Source organism: Paraburkholderia acidicola, from assembly GCF_002362315.1.
Classification (GTDB): Bacteria; Pseudomonadota; Gammaproteobacteria; order Burkholderiales; family Burkholderiaceae; genus Paraburkholderia; species Paraburkholderia acidicola.
This window is the reverse complement of record NZ_MTZV01000001.1, coordinates 24733-41515: the sequence shown is the minus strand read 5'-3', so window position 1 is coordinate 41515 and position 16783 is coordinate 24733. Positions and strand designations below refer to the sequence as shown.

At 67.4% G+C, this 16783-nt stretch carries 3 protein-coding genes (1 of these 3 cut by a window edge); all 3 read right to left on the bottom strand.

What is annotated here, in order from left to right:
• Positions 1-8 precede the first annotated feature (8 nt).
• Tightly spaced (at most 47 nt apart), the 3 genes in view from fabD to BWP39_RS32040 form a layout consistent with a single transcriptional unit that may run on beyond the window.
• A complete protein-coding gene (fabD, locus tag BWP39_RS00020; RefSeq protein ID WP_207556500.1) occupies positions 9-1154 on the bottom strand; it encodes an ACP S-malonyltransferase in 1146 nt (381 codons plus the stop codon).
• 47 nt (positions 1155-1201) lie between these two features.
• A complete protein-coding gene (locus tag BWP39_RS00015; protein WP_170043813.1) occupies positions 1202-3880 on the bottom strand; it encodes a beta-ketoacyl synthase N-terminal-like domain-containing protein in 2679 nt (892 codons plus the stop codon).
• A protein-coding gene (locus BWP39_RS32040; protein ID WP_096716360.1) for an SDR family NAD(P)-dependent oxidoreductase crosses the window boundary here: on the bottom strand, positions 3877-16783 show its 3' portion. Its footprint extends 7940 nt past the window's final position; the window shows 12907 of its 20847 coding nt (coding positions 7941-20847); its start codon lies beyond the right edge, outside the window; it ends in the stop codon at positions 3877-3879. Before BWP39_RS32040 ends, BWP39_RS00015 begins: the two co-directional genes overlap by 4 nt.

Here is a 16783-nt window from a genome sequence, read left to right as displayed (position 1 = left end):
GATTGCGTTCATGCCGGGGCTCCGTGGACCGGATGCACATCGGCCAGCTCGAAATAGCCGTTGTAGCCTTCCAGGTAAATCGCCGCGCGATGCCCAAACAGCGACATCGCAGCTGTGCGTGTGGTCAGGCTCTGTTGATAGGCGTCGACGTTGACGCGCGTGCCAACCGGATAACGGCGGTTCCAGTCGTCGATACGCTGTTGCAGGCTGCTGATTTCCCGATCGCGGTCATAGGCTGGCGTGGTGACCACGGACGCCGCAGTGACGCTCGCCACCGCGGCAGCGGGGGCTGGGGCCGGGATAGCCACGGCAGGCGCGTGTTTCCTGATATCGGCCAGCAGGCGTGTCAGCACCTGTCCCGGCCCCAGCTCCAGAAATTCGCTTTGCCCTTGCGCCAGCAGATATTGAATCGAACGGGTCCACTGCACCGGCCGGATGATCTGCGCCGCCAGCAGGCTGGCGGCACGCTCGGCCAGATACGGCAGCGCCTCGACATTGGAGATCACGGGTATCCGCGGCGCGTTGAAATGGAATTCGCGCAGATAGCTGGCAAACGCCTGCTGGGCCGCGGCCATGTAGCGCGAGTGGAAGGCGCCGCTGGTATTCAGTGGTACGAAACGTGCCTGCTCGGCCTCGAACAGCGGGGCAGCGCGGGCGATGTCTTCCTTCAGCCCGGAAATGATGGTCTGACTGGGGCCATTCAGATTGGCGATGTCGATCGTGCCGAGGCCATGCCTCGCCATCAATTCGCCGATCGCCTGTTCGTCGGGTCCAATCACCGCGGCCATTGCGCCGGCCGGCGCCTCGCTCATCAACTCTCCGCGCCTGCTCACGAGGCGCAGGCCAGCCTCGAAATCGATCACGCCCGCCGCCTCCAGCGCGTTGTACTCGCCGAGGCTATGGCCCAGCACGAAGGCCGGCGTACCGTGCTCATGCAGTCGCCGACGATAGGACAGCGCGTTGACCACATACAGCGCGGGCTGGGTATAGCGCGTCTGCCCCAGTTGCCGCCGCGGGTCCTCAAGACACAGCTCTCGGATCGAATAACCGAGGATGTCGTCGGCCGTCCCGGTCAGTTCCGGGAACGCGGCGAACAGGTCGGCGCCCATGCCTTTGGCTTGGGAACCTTGACCGGGGAACATGTAAACGCTCATCAAAAAGTCCTCCACTCAGCTTGGAATCGGGATGCCGGCGGCGCTGTTCATCGCCCGCCAGCCGCCACCAGGGATTGGGCCGCCTCGCTCACGTCGCGCGTGGCCAAGGCTTGCCGCAGCAGGCGTGCGATCCGGATCGCACTGACCTGGTCCAGTTCGAAAAAATCGGTCGGCCGCAGACGGGTGCCGTGTTGTTCGTTAAGGCGGTCGGCCAGGTAGGTGAAGCCAATCGAGTCCACCCCGTAATCGCTGATGTCGAGATCCGGCTCGACCTCCTCGATGTCCACCTTGAGCAAGGCCGCCACCGCCTGACGCACCTGTTCCTGCAACGGGTCGCCGTGACGGGTGGCGCGTACGCCGTGCGTCGCTGGTACGCCACCGGGAGCCGGGCCGGAACCTGGGCCGGAACGCGTCGACTGGGTGTCGCGAGGTGGATGCGGCTGGGCTCGGGCCGGTGTTCCGGTCGTGCCGGCGATGGGCAATTGCTGCTGGAGCAGACGGGCAATGCGCTCGACACTGGCCGTTTCCAGCTCCATGAAATCGGTAGGCTGCAACGCACTGCCGAAGCGCAGGTTGAGCTGGTTGGCGAGATGGGTGAGGCCGATCGAGTCCAGGCCGTAATCGCCGATGCTCTGCCCTGACTCGATTTCCTCCGGCTCGACCTTGAGCAGGGCCGCTACCACGGTACGCACCTGGGCTTGCAGTGCGGCCAACGGTGTTGCCACTCCGCTGGCTGCGCTGACCGGTGCCGACGAAGTTGCCGACGAAGTTGCCGACGAAGTTGCCGATGAAACTGCAGCAGCGGGACCGGCGACGGGTCGCCGGCGCCGGCTGCGCCTCGCCCCGGCATAGCGCACCGAGGCGGGGGCCCAGTAACGCTCGCCCTCGAACGGGTAGCCCGGCAGGCTCACACGACGCGGTCGCGCCTCGCGGTAGAGCATCGACCAGTCCAGCGCCTGCCCCTGCCCCCACAGGTTCAGCAACAGATCGTACTTGCCGCGTTCAACCCAGCCGCGCACGGTGGCGGCGAAGCTCTCGTCTTCCAGCAAGGCGGTCCAGCCATCGCGGCCACGGCCCACGCTGGTACGCAGCAAGAGCTGTCCGGCGTCACGATCGTGCAGGAAGGCATCCAGACAGACGCGGACCTGCGCGAGCGACCCGGCGACAAAACCGAGGCGCTCGCTCAAGGCCTCGCGGCCCACTTGTAGGGTGTAGGCCAGCTCGGCCAGGGTGATATCGCGGCCGAACTCGCCATCAAGGAAGTCTGCGAGGCGCTGGGCCACCGCGTGCAGGCGATCGGGATTCGCGGCCGACAGCACGATCAGCGCGGGCGCGTCCGGATTGGCTGCCACAGATGCGGCGGGCGCGGCGGGTGCCACATATTCCTCGATCAGCAGATGCGCGTTCGCGCCGCCCGCACCGAAGGACGAAACCCCCGCGCGACGCGGATGGCCGGCTGGACGCGGCCACGGCGCCAGCTCGCGTTGCACGGTGAACGGCGTGCCGGCGAAATCGATCCTGGGATTGAGCGTCTGCGCATGCAGGCTGGGCGCGAACTGGCCATGGCGCATCTGCAGGATCAGCTTGGTCAGGCCGGCGATGCCGGCCACGCCTTCGCCGTGGCCGATATTGGACTTGACCGAACCCAGCGCGCACCACGGGGCCGCGACAGCGGTCGCACCGAACGCTTCGCTGAGACCGCGGACCTCGAGTGCGTCGCCGAAGTCGGTGCCGGAACCATGCGCCTCCACACAGCCGATGCTTTGCGGCGTGAAACCGGCGCGAGCGATCGCCTCGGCGACGAGCCGCCCCTGCGCCAGCGGGTTCGGCACGGTATAGCGGAAGGTCTTGCCGCCGGCGTTGAGCGCACTGCCCTTGATCACGCCGTAGATCTGGTCGCCATCCTCGAGTGCGCGCTGCAAGGGTTTGAGCAGGACCGCGCCCACCCCCTCGCCGTCGACAAAACCGTCCGCATCCGCGCCGAACGCACGGCAGTGCGGGCCGGCCGACAGCATGCCGACCGAGGCCAGCCGGGCATAGTGCGAGGGATGCATGATCAGGTTGACCCCACCGGCGATCGCCACGTCGCTGGTGCCGGTGGCGAGGCTTTCCAGCGCGACATGGATCGCGCTCAGCGACGACGAGCAGGCGCTGTTGATCACCATGCTGGGGCCGTTGAAATCGAACACATGCGACACCCGGTTGGCGAGCGTCCATTGGGACTGGCTGGCCACCAGCGAGTAGCTGCTGTTCGAGGCGCCGACGAAAACCCCGACGCGCCGGCTCGTGCTCAGGTTCGCCGGGGTATAACCGGCGTCCTGGATCAACAGGTAGGCGCTCTCGAGGAACAGGCGCTCCTGCGGATCGATATGCTCGGCCTCGCTGGGCGCGATCCAGAAAAAGCGCGGATCGAAGCGGTCGATGTCGTCGACGAAACCGCCCCAGCGCGTATAGCTGCGTCCGGACGTGCCGCGCGACTCGTCGTAATGAGCCCGCCAGTCCCAGCGCTCAGGCGGGATTTCGCTGATGCAATCGCGCCCCGCGCGCAGGTTCTCCCAGAACGCGCGCCAATCGCCGGCTTTGGGATAGCGGGCACTCATGCCGATGATGGCCGTATCTACATGCCCTGGCGGGCCGCGCCTCGCGAGGGCATCGGGGCGAGTCTGCATGGCATCGTCCGGCGAATGCGGCGCGTGGCCGAAACCGGTGTTCGGGTCGTACTTCAAGACTGTTCTCCCGCCGGCTGGGCCGGTTCGAAATGCGTGGCGTCGAAGTCGTCTGTTTCGCCCTCGTCGTTGTCCTCGTCTTCGTCCTCGAGCAGGCCGGCATAACGCAACGCCTCGGGGAGCCAGTAGCTTTCCTCGGCAAACGGATAACCCGGCAGACTGACCCGGCGAGGACGGTGTGTGGCATGGAGGCGCCGCCAGTCCAACGGATAACCGCGCCCCCATAGGTCCAGCAGCGCGGCGTATTTTTCGCGGGCGATCCATTGCTCGACGGTGCGACCGAAGTCCTCGTCGTCGGCGAAACTCGCCCAACCGTCGCCACCCGTGCCCAGGCTCGCGCGCACCAGCGGCAGCGGCACCTCGCGTTCCTCGGCATAGGCACGCAACACCTCGCGCACCTGCTCCACCGACCCGGCGATAAAACCGACGCGCTCACTCAGGGACTCGCGCCCGACCTGCAGCGTGTAGGCAAGGTCAGCCAGGCTCAGCTCGCGACCGGTCGCACTCTCGAGGAAGCTGGCGAGGCGCCCGGCCACCGCACGCAGGCGCTCGGCATTCGCCGCCGACACGACGATCGGCAGCGCCGTTGCCGGCACCTCGCGCTCTTGCGATACCGGTGCGATGTATTCCTCGACGATCACATGGGCGTAAGAGCCGCCCATGCCAAAGGCCGACACGCCCGCGCGGCGCGGATGATCACCCGAGCGCGGCCATGCGCCCAGTTCCTGCTGCAGCACGAAGGGCGTGCCGGCAAATTCGATCTTCGGATTGGCGCGCTGCGCATGCAGGGTCGGCACCAGTTCGCCATGCCGTAACTGCAGCAGAACCTTGGTCAGGCCCGCGATGCCCGCCGCGCACTCGCAATAGCCGATATTCGATTTCACCGAACCGATGGCGCACCGATGGCCCTGCCCGGCCGTGCCGGCAAAGGCCTCGGCCAGACCCTGCATTTCGGTGAGGTCGCCGAGCACGCCACCGTTGCTGTGCGCTTCCAGGTAACTGATCGTCTCCGCGGCAACGCCCGCACGTGCCATTGCCTCGGTCACAAGGCGCGCCTGGGCGGCGGCATTGGGCACCACGAAGCTGCGGGTCTTGCCGCTGGCGTTGAGCATGCTGCCCTTGATCACGCCGTAGATCTGGTCGCCATCCTCGACCGCGCGTTGCAACGGCTTCAGCAGTAGTGCGCCGACACCCTCGCCGTCGACAAAGCCGTCGGCATCCTCGCCGAGCGGGCGGCAATGGGCGTCGCTGGACAACATCCCCATGGCCGCGAGCCGGTTGAAATGCTCCGGGTGCAGCACGAGGCTTACGCCGCCCACCAGGGCGACCTCGCTGCTGCCGTGGGCGAGGCTGTCCATCGCCAGATGCAGCGCCGTCAGCGACGAGGAACAGGCGCTGTTGACCGCGAGGCTGGGGCCGTTGAAATCCAGCGCAAAGGACACCCGGTTGGCGATCGACCAGTGACTGGGCAGCAAGGTGTAGGTGCTGTTGACCGCCGCTACGAAGACACCGACTCGCTTGTCTGCGCTCAGACTGGCTGGCGTGTAACCGGCATCCTCGATCGCCTGATAGGCGATCTGCAGGAACAGGCGCTCCTGCGGATCGATGTACTCGGCCTCGCTCGGCGGGATGCGGAAGAAGCGCGGGTCGAAGCGATCCACACCATCGATGAAACCGCCCCAGCGGCTATAGCTGTGCCCAGCCTGACCGCGTTCGGCGTCGAAATACTCGCGCCAGTCCCAGCGCCCGGCCGGCACCTCGTCGATGCAGTCGCGGCCGTTGCGCAGGTTCTGCCAGAACTCGTGCAGATCGGCGGCCTTCGGATAACGGCCGCTGAGCCCGATCACGGCCATGTCGGCGCGGGTTGCGGGTTGTTCTGATTCGGTGGATGCGATCGCTGGTGGCTGTGTGACCACCGGTTGCTGTGCGGCCGCTGGTTGCTGTGCGATCACTGGCTGCTCTGCGATCACTGGTTGCCGCGCAATCACCGGCTGCTGCACGACCACTGGTTGCTGCGCAATCACCGGCTGCTGTGCGACCACCGGTTCTGCCGCCAGCGCTTCTGCCGTCACGTGCTCCTCGGCGACCGCCACCGCTTGCGCCGGCGCGACGACTTCCAGTCCCACTTGCCGCGCCAAAGCGGGCGCCTCGGTGGCGAGCAGGCGCTCGGCTAGCGCGTCGATGGTCTGCACCTCGAACAGCAAGGTGCTGCTGACGCTGTCGAAATGCTGGCGCAGGCTATCGGTGAGCTGCACGACCAGAATGGAATCGATGCCGTAGCGCTCGAGCGGTTCGTGCGCACTGATTTCGGCAGGCGAGACCCTCAGGGTGGTGGCGACCAGTTGCTTCAGATACGCCACGCTGGCTTCGCGTAGCGCTGCCGTCGGCTTGCCGGAAACGGCCGCCGATGTGTGAGACACGGGAGACGCGAACGCTGCCCGCGCCGCGACGCCCGCCTGCGGTTGAGCGACGGACACAGCCACGACCGGCGCAGCGGCAGGCCCGTGGGACGCCACTGCTGTCGGCGCCGGCGTGGTGGCACCCATCGGCGCAGGCGAACGCTGCAGCGAATCGTTGACCCAATACAACTCTTGCGCAAACGGATAAGTCGGCAGAGCCAGTCGTCGATAACCCGAACCGAACAGGCTTGCATAGGTGAGCTTGTAGCCTTGCACGAACAGCTCGGCGACCGTCTGCAGCCGATCGAACTGACCGTTGCGGACCGCGTCGATGGCGGCCTGACCGAGGCGGCGCTGCTCCACCTGTTCGCGCACGCCGCCTTCGTCCAGCTCGCCCAGATGCAGGCCGATGCGCTCGCCCCGTTCCAGCCACGCCGTCAGCACCTGCTGTAGCTCGGCGGCACTCCGCACGACCGCGGCCAGCCGATGGCCGCGATGCTCGCGACCGGTAAGCAACGTGTGCGCGATATCGCCGAGGCTGGCCTGGGCCTCGGCCTGGCAATAAGCCAGCAGGTTCTCCGCCTGCTGACGCAACTGCCCTGCCGTGCGCGCCGACAGCGCCACCAGCTCCAGGTCGCGCCCAATGCGACCTGAACGCACACGCACCGCAGACGGTGCCTCTTCGATCACCATGTGCGCATTAGTACCGCTAAAGCCGAATGAGCTGACCGCGGCGCGCCGTGGCGCACGCTCTCCAGCGGGCCAGGGGCGCAGCTCGGTGTTGACATAGAACGGACTGCCTTCGAAAGCGATCGCCGGATTGCCGCGCTGGAAATGCAGTGAAGGCGGCAGTTGCCGGTGCCGCAGCGCCAGCAGGATCTTCAGTATCCCGGCGATGCCTGCGGCATTGGCCAGGTGGCCGATATTGGTCTTGACCGAACCCAGGGCGCAGAACCCCGGGCGCTGGGTGTAATGGCCAAAGGCCTTGCTCAGTGCGTGATATTCGATCGGGTCGCCCAGCCGCGTGCCGGTGCCGTGCGCCTCGACCATCTGCAAGGTCTCCGGGTGCACGCCGAAGCGGTCGTAGACCTGACGTTCCAGCCGCTCCTGTGAACGGGCGCTGGGCGCCGTGATGCCATTGCTGTGACCGTCCTGATTGATCGCACTGCCGCGGATCACGCCGTGAATATGATCGCCGTCGGCGATCGCATCGCTGAGCCGTTTGAGCAGGATCGCGCCCACACCCTCGCCAGGTACGAAACCGTCGGCGTTCGCGTCGAAGGTATGGCAGCGACCGGTCGCCGACAGCATGCCGGCGGGATTGGCGGCCATATAGAAACCGGGCGTCGATTGCACGAAGACGCCGCCGGCCAGCGCCAGTTCGGTCTCGCCTGCGCGCAGACCCTGGCAGGCCAGATGCACCGCCACCAGCGAGCTGGAACAGGCGGTGTCCACCGCCACCGCCGGGCCTTGCAGATCCAGGCAATAGGCGATCCGCGCGGGGATCAGCGCGCCGGAATTCCCCCAGAAGGCTTGCGGCGGCGGTGCGCTCGTGAACAGGTGGGCATAGTCGCCGCCGGTGCAGCCCACGTACACGCCGCACAGCTTGCCCTTGACCGCCTCGCCCGCGTAGCCGGCGTCTTCCAGCGTGTGCCAGGCCTCTTCGAGGAACAGGCGCTGCTGCGGATCCATGTAGGTGGCTTCCAGCCCCGACATGCGGAAGAACAGCGGATCGAAACGATCGATGCCGTCGAGGAAACTGCCATGGCGGCAACGTCCCTCGCCCGGCTCCAGCTCCCACCGCGACACCGTGTCGACGAGGTCGTGACCGTCGGCGAGATGAGACCAGAAACTCGCCAGATCCGGAGAGTGGGCGAAGCGGCCGCTCATGCCGATCACCGCGATGGGTTCATCGAAGGCATTCGGAGCCTGCGCCGCACTGGCCGTCGGCACGCGCTCGCCTTGCACGGGCTCGACGGCTTGCGGAACCTGCACCACCACCTTGCCGATATTGCGGCGATCCTGCAGATAGCGGTACGCCTCGTGCAACTGCTCGAAGGGGAATACCTGCGCCACGGTGGGCTGCAGCACGCCCTGCTCCACCAGCACGGCCAGTTCGCGCTGATACTGCTCCAGCTTGCGCGGCCGCTCGGCGATCAGGCGCGCCAGATCCACGCTGAAAAAGCTCTGGTTGTTATTGAGCACCGACAGATCGATTGCATGGGCCGATTTCAGGGCCATCATCGCGATCTCGATGTAGCGCCCGCCAGGCGCCAGGCTGCGCAAGCCCTTCGCAATGGCATCGCCAGACAGCGTGTTGATCACCACATCGACGCCGCGGCCGCCAGTCAACCTGGCCACCTCAGCCTCGAAATCCTGCTCGCGATAGTTGATCAGATGGTGCGCGCCCTGAGCCGCCAGGTAGTCGAGCTTCTCCTGCGATCCGGCGGTGGCGAATATCGTCGCGCCGTAGTGACGGGCCAGTTGCAGGGCGATCAGGCCCGTGCCGCCGGCAGCGGTCTGGATCAGGATGCTTTCGCCCGGTTGCAGATCGGCCTTGTGGAACGCATCGATCATGGTCAGGGCCACCACCGGCAGCGCGCAGGCCTGCTCGAAACTCAATTGAGGTGGCTTGGCCCAGACCTGGGCCTCGTTGCAGATCACCTCGGACGCATGACAGCCCTGCCCCAGGCAGACCACCTCGTCGCCAGGACGCAGCGAGCCGACGGCACTGCCCACTTCGAGCACGAGGCCGCTCGCCTCCGTGCCCGGCGTGAACGGATATGGCGGCATGTTCGGATACAGGCCCATCACGCACAGCAGGTCGGAAAAATTCAGCGAGCTGGCACGCACGGCGATGCGCACCTGCTGCGGCTGCAAGGCCGGCGTTGGCTCGGCATCGACGAGGCGCAGGTCTTGAATCTGACCGGGACCGCTGATCAACGCGCGTCTGCGGGTGCCGTCGATCGGTGCGGCCGATGCGGTGTGTGTGGCGTGTGTGGCGTGTGCGACCGGCGCGATCTGCGCGGCCGGAGCCATCGGCGAGCGTCTGTCTGGCTCCGTCGACGAAGGCGAAGGCGAAGGCACGGGCACGGGAGCAGCGGACACCGGAGCAGCAGCCTGCCTGGGCAGGCTCGCGCGCAACGCCTCTTGAAATTCCTGTTCCAGATGTGCCGCCAGCGCGTCCAGATGGCTGTAGTCAAACAGGACCGTGGTTTGCAGCACGATGCCCAGCCGTCGATTGATCTCGTTGACCAGTTGCACCGCCAGGATTGAATCGACGCCGTATTCGGAGAAGCTGCGATCGGCCTCGATGGTCGCCGGATCCAGGTCCAGTCCCTGGCCGATGCAGTCGCGCAGCAGCTCCCGCACATGATCGGCCACGGCCTGCTCGAGATCCTGCGGCGCTGGTGCAAACACGGGCTCAATTACCGCGTCGAACACCGGCTCGAACACCGGCGCAGACTGTGCCGAAACAGCCGCAGCCGGCTGCGAACCGGCGGGCGGCTGCACCGCGGCGGACGGCGCCTGCACGGCCACGGTACGCTTTACCCGGCCATCGCTTTGTGCCAGCAGCACCTGCTGGCCATACAGGTTGCAGTCCGCGGCGGGACGCCACAGCGGCGCATAGCCTTCCTCAGCCAGCACACGCTCCCAGCTCCCCGCCGACAAACCCGGCGAGCCGTCGAGGCGCAGCGCCGGATCTTCATACAGCCACCAGCCGTCCAGCAGCCCGAAGCTCAGATGGGTCAGCAGGCTCAGCTCGCCCAGCTCGTTCAGCACCAGCACGCCGCCGGCGCGCAACGGCGCCTTGGCGTGCCGCAGGGTGCAGCGGATATTCGCGGTCGCGTGCAGCACATTGGCGGCGACGACGACATCGTAGGTATCGACGGCGATGCCCTGGTTCTGCGGCGGCTCCTCTACGTTGAAGCGCTGGGTGCGCAGATACGCCCGGCCCGGCGCGTAGTGCTGCTCGGCATGCAGCAGGAAGGCCTTGGACAGATCGGTGTAGCAGTACTCGGCGATATGCCCGGCATAGCGGTCCAGCCGTTGCAGCAGGCCGGCGCTGGTGCCGCCGGTGCCGGCGCCGATCTCCAGCACGCGCAATTGCGCCTGCGGGTCGCGTGCGAGGCGCTCCTGCACATACGCTTCCACTGCGTCGAACAGGATCTGGTTGTACAGATCGGCAATCGGATTGCCGCGATAGATGCCTTCGACGAGCCGCAGCGAGGAATTCGGGAACATCACGTCGGTAGCCTTGCGGCGTCCCACCAGCAGGTCGGGCAAAGCACGCAAGCACACTTCCAGTAGTTGCGCCCAGGCCTGTTGCTGCGGATCCGCGAGCCAGGGCGCGCGGGCGGCTTCCCACTCGGGCCACGCGTCCTGCTGCGCGCCGAGGATGCGATAGTCGCCGTTCGTCAGCGGTTCCAGCTGCCCACCCGCGGCCAGCAGGCGCAGGCTGGTGTCGTACCAGCGCTGGTAATGCCCGGCGAGACCGAGACCCGTGCTGCGGCCAGACAGATGCCGGCCATCCGTCGAGAAGCTGCGCAAGACCTGACCCAGCAGGCGCAGGCTCAGCGCCTGCATCGCCTGCGGCGGCAGGGCTGCCTGTGCAGCTGCGCGCCGCTCGTTATGCGCGGGCGGCAGCGCCCGGGCGGCGAGCTGCGGCAACAGTGCGGGCACCGGGGCGCCATAGCGTTCGCCACGCAGATCGGCGCGGATGCCTTCCACGCTCTGGGCACGGCTCAGCTTGATCAGTCCCAGTTGCGCGTCCGGCCCGCTGAGCAGGCGCTCCAGCGCGGCCATCGCCTCGTCCGCCTCGATCGAACCGATGCCGGCCCGGCTCATGCGCTCCTGGTAGCGCGCGTCGGCGACGACGCCCACGCTGCCCCAGTAGCCCCAGTTCATCACCTTCACCGCACAGGACCAGTGGCGCCCGAGCGCCTCGGCCAGCGCATCCTTGAAGGTGCAGCCGGCGGCATAGTTGCCCTGCCCCGCAGCGCGGGAAAAACTCATCATCGACGAGAAGAACAGCACGAAATCCAGCGCGTCTTCGGCAAACACCTGGGCCATGCGCACGCTCACGTCGAGCTTGGGACGCAGCGCCGCTTCCAGCGTGGCCTCGTCCATCCGCGCGAGACTGCGGTCCTGCAAGACAAGCGCCGAATGCACGACGCCGTGGATACGGCCATAGCGCTGCACGATCGTCGCGCGGGCCTGGGCCAAAGCAAGCCGGTCACCGGCATCGGCCTGCAGGTAGACCGGTGCCGGCCCGTGGGATGACAGGGCGGTGAGGCGTGCCTGCAAGCTCGCGTCGGGCGCACGCCTGCCGATCCAGACGACCTGGGCCCGGTAATGCTCGATCACATGTCGCGTCCATACCTCGCCTAGACCACCGGCGCCGCCGATCACCACATACACGCCCGCCTCACGATACGGCGCCGGGCGCTCGCCGCGGGTCGGCTCGGTCAGCGCCAGCAGTTCGCGCGCATACCATTCGCCGCGCCGCCAGGCCCGGCTATCCCCCACGCCGGGCGGCACGGCGCGACACAGCGCCGGCGTGGGGTCCTCGCCCTGCGCATCGAGGTCGAGCAAGCGCAGCGGCCAGTGCGGATATTCCTTGGCCAGCGCGCCGGCCAGACCGTGCACGGTCGCATGAGCTGGCGCGACTTCGTCCATGGGATGCACTTGCTGGGTGGCGCGCGTGATCACGGTCCAGGCGAGTCGCCGGCTGGCGTAGCCCTCGGCCAGCAAGGCCTTGATCAGACGGAACAGCGCCAGCGCGCCGCCAGCCTGGGCTTCCAGCAACGCTTCGTCGCCAGGATTCATGCTGCTTTGTGCGGGCGCGATCCACACCAGTTCGTCGATGACGCCGATCCCGCTGAGGTGGTGGCGCAGTTCGTCCACCGTCGTCGCCGGGTCCGGATTCAGTGTGATCAGTTGCGGGCAGGCATGCTGCCAGGTCTCGCGCTGGGCGGCTTCGCCGCCGACCAGCAACAGGCGCCCAGGCGCCGGCAAGGCCGGAGCAGGCTCGGCGAGCTGGGCCGTCCATACCGGCGCCAGCACGGTCGGTCCGACCGGCAGCCACGCGCCGGTCATCGGCGCCGTGGCGGAACTGTTCGATTCAACCGGTGCTTCGCCAGTGGCCGGCTGCGCCGCAGCCGGCTGCACGACCAGCCGTGAGGAAAAACCGCGCAACGCGACACAGATCCTTCCCTGCGCGTCGCATAGATCCAGATCCAGTTTGCGCACGCGGCTGCTCTGGGCGCCTGGTGTGGGGCGGATCCACACCCAGGTTTCTGCCGGGCATGGCCGGTAGAGGACCAGACTATCGAGAGCGAACGGCAGGCTCAACGCGGACCCGCCCTGAGCCGCCTGCGCCATGGCCAGGCCGATGCTCGCCTGCAACGCGCCATCGAGCATGCTCGGATGCAAGGCGTAAGCGTCGCTGCCCTGCTGGACGGTAGCCGGCAGGCGCAACTGCGCCAGCGCCTCACCCTCGCCCACCCAGACCCGCTGCACGGCGCGGAAGCTGGGACCGTATTCAATTCCTACCGACTGGTAGGCGGCGTAGCACGGCACGCTGTCGAGCGTGCCTGACTGGCAGGCGCGGCGCAGCCCCGGCAGATCCAGCGCGGCCGGTTCGCCGAACGTGTCCAGCCGCAAGAAGCCCTGGCCGTGCAGACGGCGCTCGACTTCACCGCTACTGATCTCGTAACGCCATTCGCCGCTCTCCTGCCTACGCAGGGCGATGCGCGCCTCGATTCCGGGCGCATCCACCAGCAAAGGCTGCACCCAGGTAACGTGCTGCACCTGCAAGCCGCCTTGCACGGCACGCCCGATCTGCATTTCGAGCGCGGCACGCGCCAGCTCCAGGTAAGCGACTCCCGGCAATACAGACTGGCCACGCACGCGATGGTCGGTGAGGAAGAATTCCTCGCCGCTGAAGTTCGCGGTGTATTGCCCCTGCGTTTCGTCGGACCTGTCTTGCCGCAGCATCGGACGGGCGGGTACTGCCACTGTTGTTGCTCGAGCCGATGCTCGAGCGAATGCCGCCGCCGCGGGTACTTGAGCGAGTGTCTGGGCGGGTGCCGCCGCTGTTGTTGCTTGAGCAGGTGCTTGAACGAATGCCACTGCTGCGGGCACTTGAGTGAGTGCCTGGGTGGGCACCTCGGTGGATGCCTGGGTCGCTACCTGGAAGGCAGCAGCAGCCGTGGGCGACTGGGCGGGCCCCTCGGCCAGCGATTGCGTCCGCGCCTTGGGCCAATACGATTCGCGTGCGAAGGGATAGCCGGGCAGATGAATCCTGGGCAGCCCCTGCAGGCCGTCCAGTTCCGACCATGCCACGGCATAGCCCTGGCAATGCAGCTGCGCCAGCTCGTGCAGCCGTGTGCGATAGGCAGCGGGATCGTCCAGACGTTGCGCGGGCCAGGACGCAGCACGTTGGCGTAGGGCTTCCTCGCCCTTGAAGCCGCGCGGCTGCTTGCCCCGGTAATACGCGGGACCGTCCGGATAGTTCGGACCATCTGCGTAGCCAGCCCCGTCCGTCCCATCCGCTGCTGCGAGACGTTCGAGCGCGTCGATGGCCGCGGCCCTGTCGGACACGACGACCGCGGCGCGATGCGCAAAATGATGACGCCCATCCAGCAACGTACGGCTGATCAAAGCCAGCTCGCAGGCCGCGGCCGCCGGGCTGGCCAGCCAGTCGCGCAGGCCCAGCAGGCGTTCGCGCAGAGCCGCTTCCGTCTTGGCCGACAGCGCCAGCACCACGCTGGGCGGCGCCGCCGCGACGGGCACGGCCAGCGCGGGCGCTTCCTGCACCAGCAGGTGCGCATTGGTGCCGCTCATGCCGAAAGAACTGACTGCTCCGAGACGCGGGCGCAGGGTCTGGCGCGGCCACGGCCGCGTCGTCTTGTTGACGTAGAAGGCGCTGTCGCGCCAGGCGATGAAGTCGCTTTCCTCGGTGCAATGCAGGCTGGGCGGAATGGTTTCGTGCTCGAACGCCTGCATCAGTCCGATCAGGCTGACCAGACCGGAGGCCGCGAAGGTGTGGCCGAAATTGCTCTTGCTCGAAGTCAGGGCGCAATAGGCCTCGCCGTCTGGCGACGGCCCGAAGGCTTCGGCCAGCGCCTGGATTTCCACGGGATCGCCGAGGCGCGTGCCGGTGCCGTGAGTCACGACATAATCGATCTGCGCCGGCACCACGTCGGCGGCTCGCTGAACCTGACGCACGAGGCTGGTCTGCGCCAGCGCGTTGGGTGCTGTGATGCCGTTGCTGTGGCCATCGTTGTTGATGCCGCTGCCCCGGATCAGGCCGCGGATCGGATCGCCGTCTGCCAGCGCGCTCGACAGGCGCTTCAACACCACCACCGCCACGGCCTCGCCCGGCACCATGCCGTTGGCGGTCTGATCGAAGGCGCGGCATTGGCCATCCGGCGACAGCATGCCGGCCTGGCTCATGCCCACATACGGTTCCGGCGTGAGGATCAGGTTCGCACCGGCCGCGATAGCCGTGTCGCATTCCCCGCTCGACAGGCTGGCGCACGCCTGATGCACCGCGACGAGAGCGGACGAGCAGGCCGTATTGATCGCCAGCACCGGGCCGTTCAGATCGAGGAAATAGGCCAGGCGCGAGGCGAGGATGCCGTTATGGTTGGACGTCACGCCCAGATCCGGCGCCACGCGCTGGTAATCGCCCTCTTCCACGCCGACGAAGATGCCGACGGTGCCCGCGCGCAACTGGCGCGGGCCGTAGCCGGCGTCCTCGAGCGCATTCCAGGACTCCTGCAGAAGCAGGCGCTGGCGCGGGTCCATGCTGAGCGCTTCGCGTGGGGAGATTTCGAAGAACAGCGGATCGAATTCGCGTACGCCGTCGATGCAACCGCCCCACTTGCTGTTGCTCTTGCCCGTCTGCACTTCGCGGCCGCCGTAGTAGGTGCGCCAGTCGAAGCGCTCCGACGGGATTTCCTCCACCGCGTCGATGCCTTCAACAAGGACCCGCCACATCTCGTCGATATCGCGCGCTTTGGGAAAGCGCCCGCTCATGCCGATGATCGCGATGGGTTCGCGCGCCGTCGGTGACGGGTTCGCGTCGCGCCGCGTGGGCTGGACGCCGGACTGGGCGGGGGTGTTGATGGGCGTTGCTGCCTGGGCGCCGATGAGCCCTGTTGCCCGAGTGTCGACGGGCACGGCTGCCTGAGTGCGGATGGGCGCTGTTGCCTGAATGTCGACGCGCGTTGCTGCCCGAGTGTCGACAGGCGCTGCGGCCTGAGCGCCGCCGGGCACCGTCGTCTGAGTGTCAATGGGCACTGCTGCCCGAGTGTCTACGGACGCTGCGGCCTGAGCGTCGCCAGAAGCCGCAGCCGGCGCGACTACGGGCTCCGCTTCCACCACAGCCACCGCGCCGGACCGCAACTCGCGGTAATGCGCCTCCAGCTCGCCACGATGTTTGTCGAGAAAATACTGGGCCAGCCGCGCGATATTCGAGTACGCGAAAAAGATCGAGGGCGCCAGCTCGATGCGGTAAACCGCGCTCAGCTGGCGGGCCAGCTCGGCGAGGCCGATCGAATCCAGACCGAAGTCGGCCAGGCTGGCATCGGCATCCAGTTGCTCGGGCGCGAGCTTCACCTGGTGGCCGATCAAGGCGGTCAATTCGGCGGCCACGCTGTCTTCCAGCGACAAGCCCTGCGGCAGAAGCAGCGGCGCGACAGCAGGCACCGCCGCGACGACGGGCGCAACAGTGGCAACGGTGGCAAGGCCAAGGAAGCCATGCAGGCGTTCGCGCTCACCCACCAGAACCAGCACACGCGACGGAGCGCCAGCCAGCAATCGTTCGAACACCGCCAGTCCCGCGGCCCGCTCCAGCAAACGCTGGCCGCTCGTCTTGAGGTAGAAGGCCGTGCGCTCATCGTCGCCGACGCCCATACCGCCGTCGCGCCACAACGGCCATTCGATCGCGAGGCTGCGCCCGGCGCATTCGCCACGCGCACGGCGTTGCTCGCGCGCCAGCGCATAGGCGGCGAGGAAACGATTGGCCACGGCATAGTCGCCGGAGCCGAAATCGCCGAGCACGGCGGAACTCGAGGAAAAGTAACAAACGAAGCGCAGCGGCTCGGCTGCCAGCACCTCGTCCAGCACCAGGGCACCTCGGATCTTCGGATCGAGCACGCGCCGAACGTCGTCGGCCTGCTTGTCGGCCAGCGGCACGGCATGCTGCAGTCCTGCCGCGTGAATCACGCTGTCGATGCTGCCGAAGCGCGCTCTCGCCAGTGCCACCACTTCACGCATGGCCGCGACGTCGGCGACATCGGCGGACAGATACAGGACTTCGCTGCCCGCCGCCTGCAGCGCCTGCAGGGAAGCCCGGCGCGCGGCATCCAGCGGCGAGCGACCGACCAGCACCAGATTGCAGCCGCGGCTGGCGGCCAGATGACGGGCAAAGATCAGGCCGAGGCCGCCGGCGCCGCCGGTGATCAGCACGGTACGACCCAGTGCCTGCGGGTCG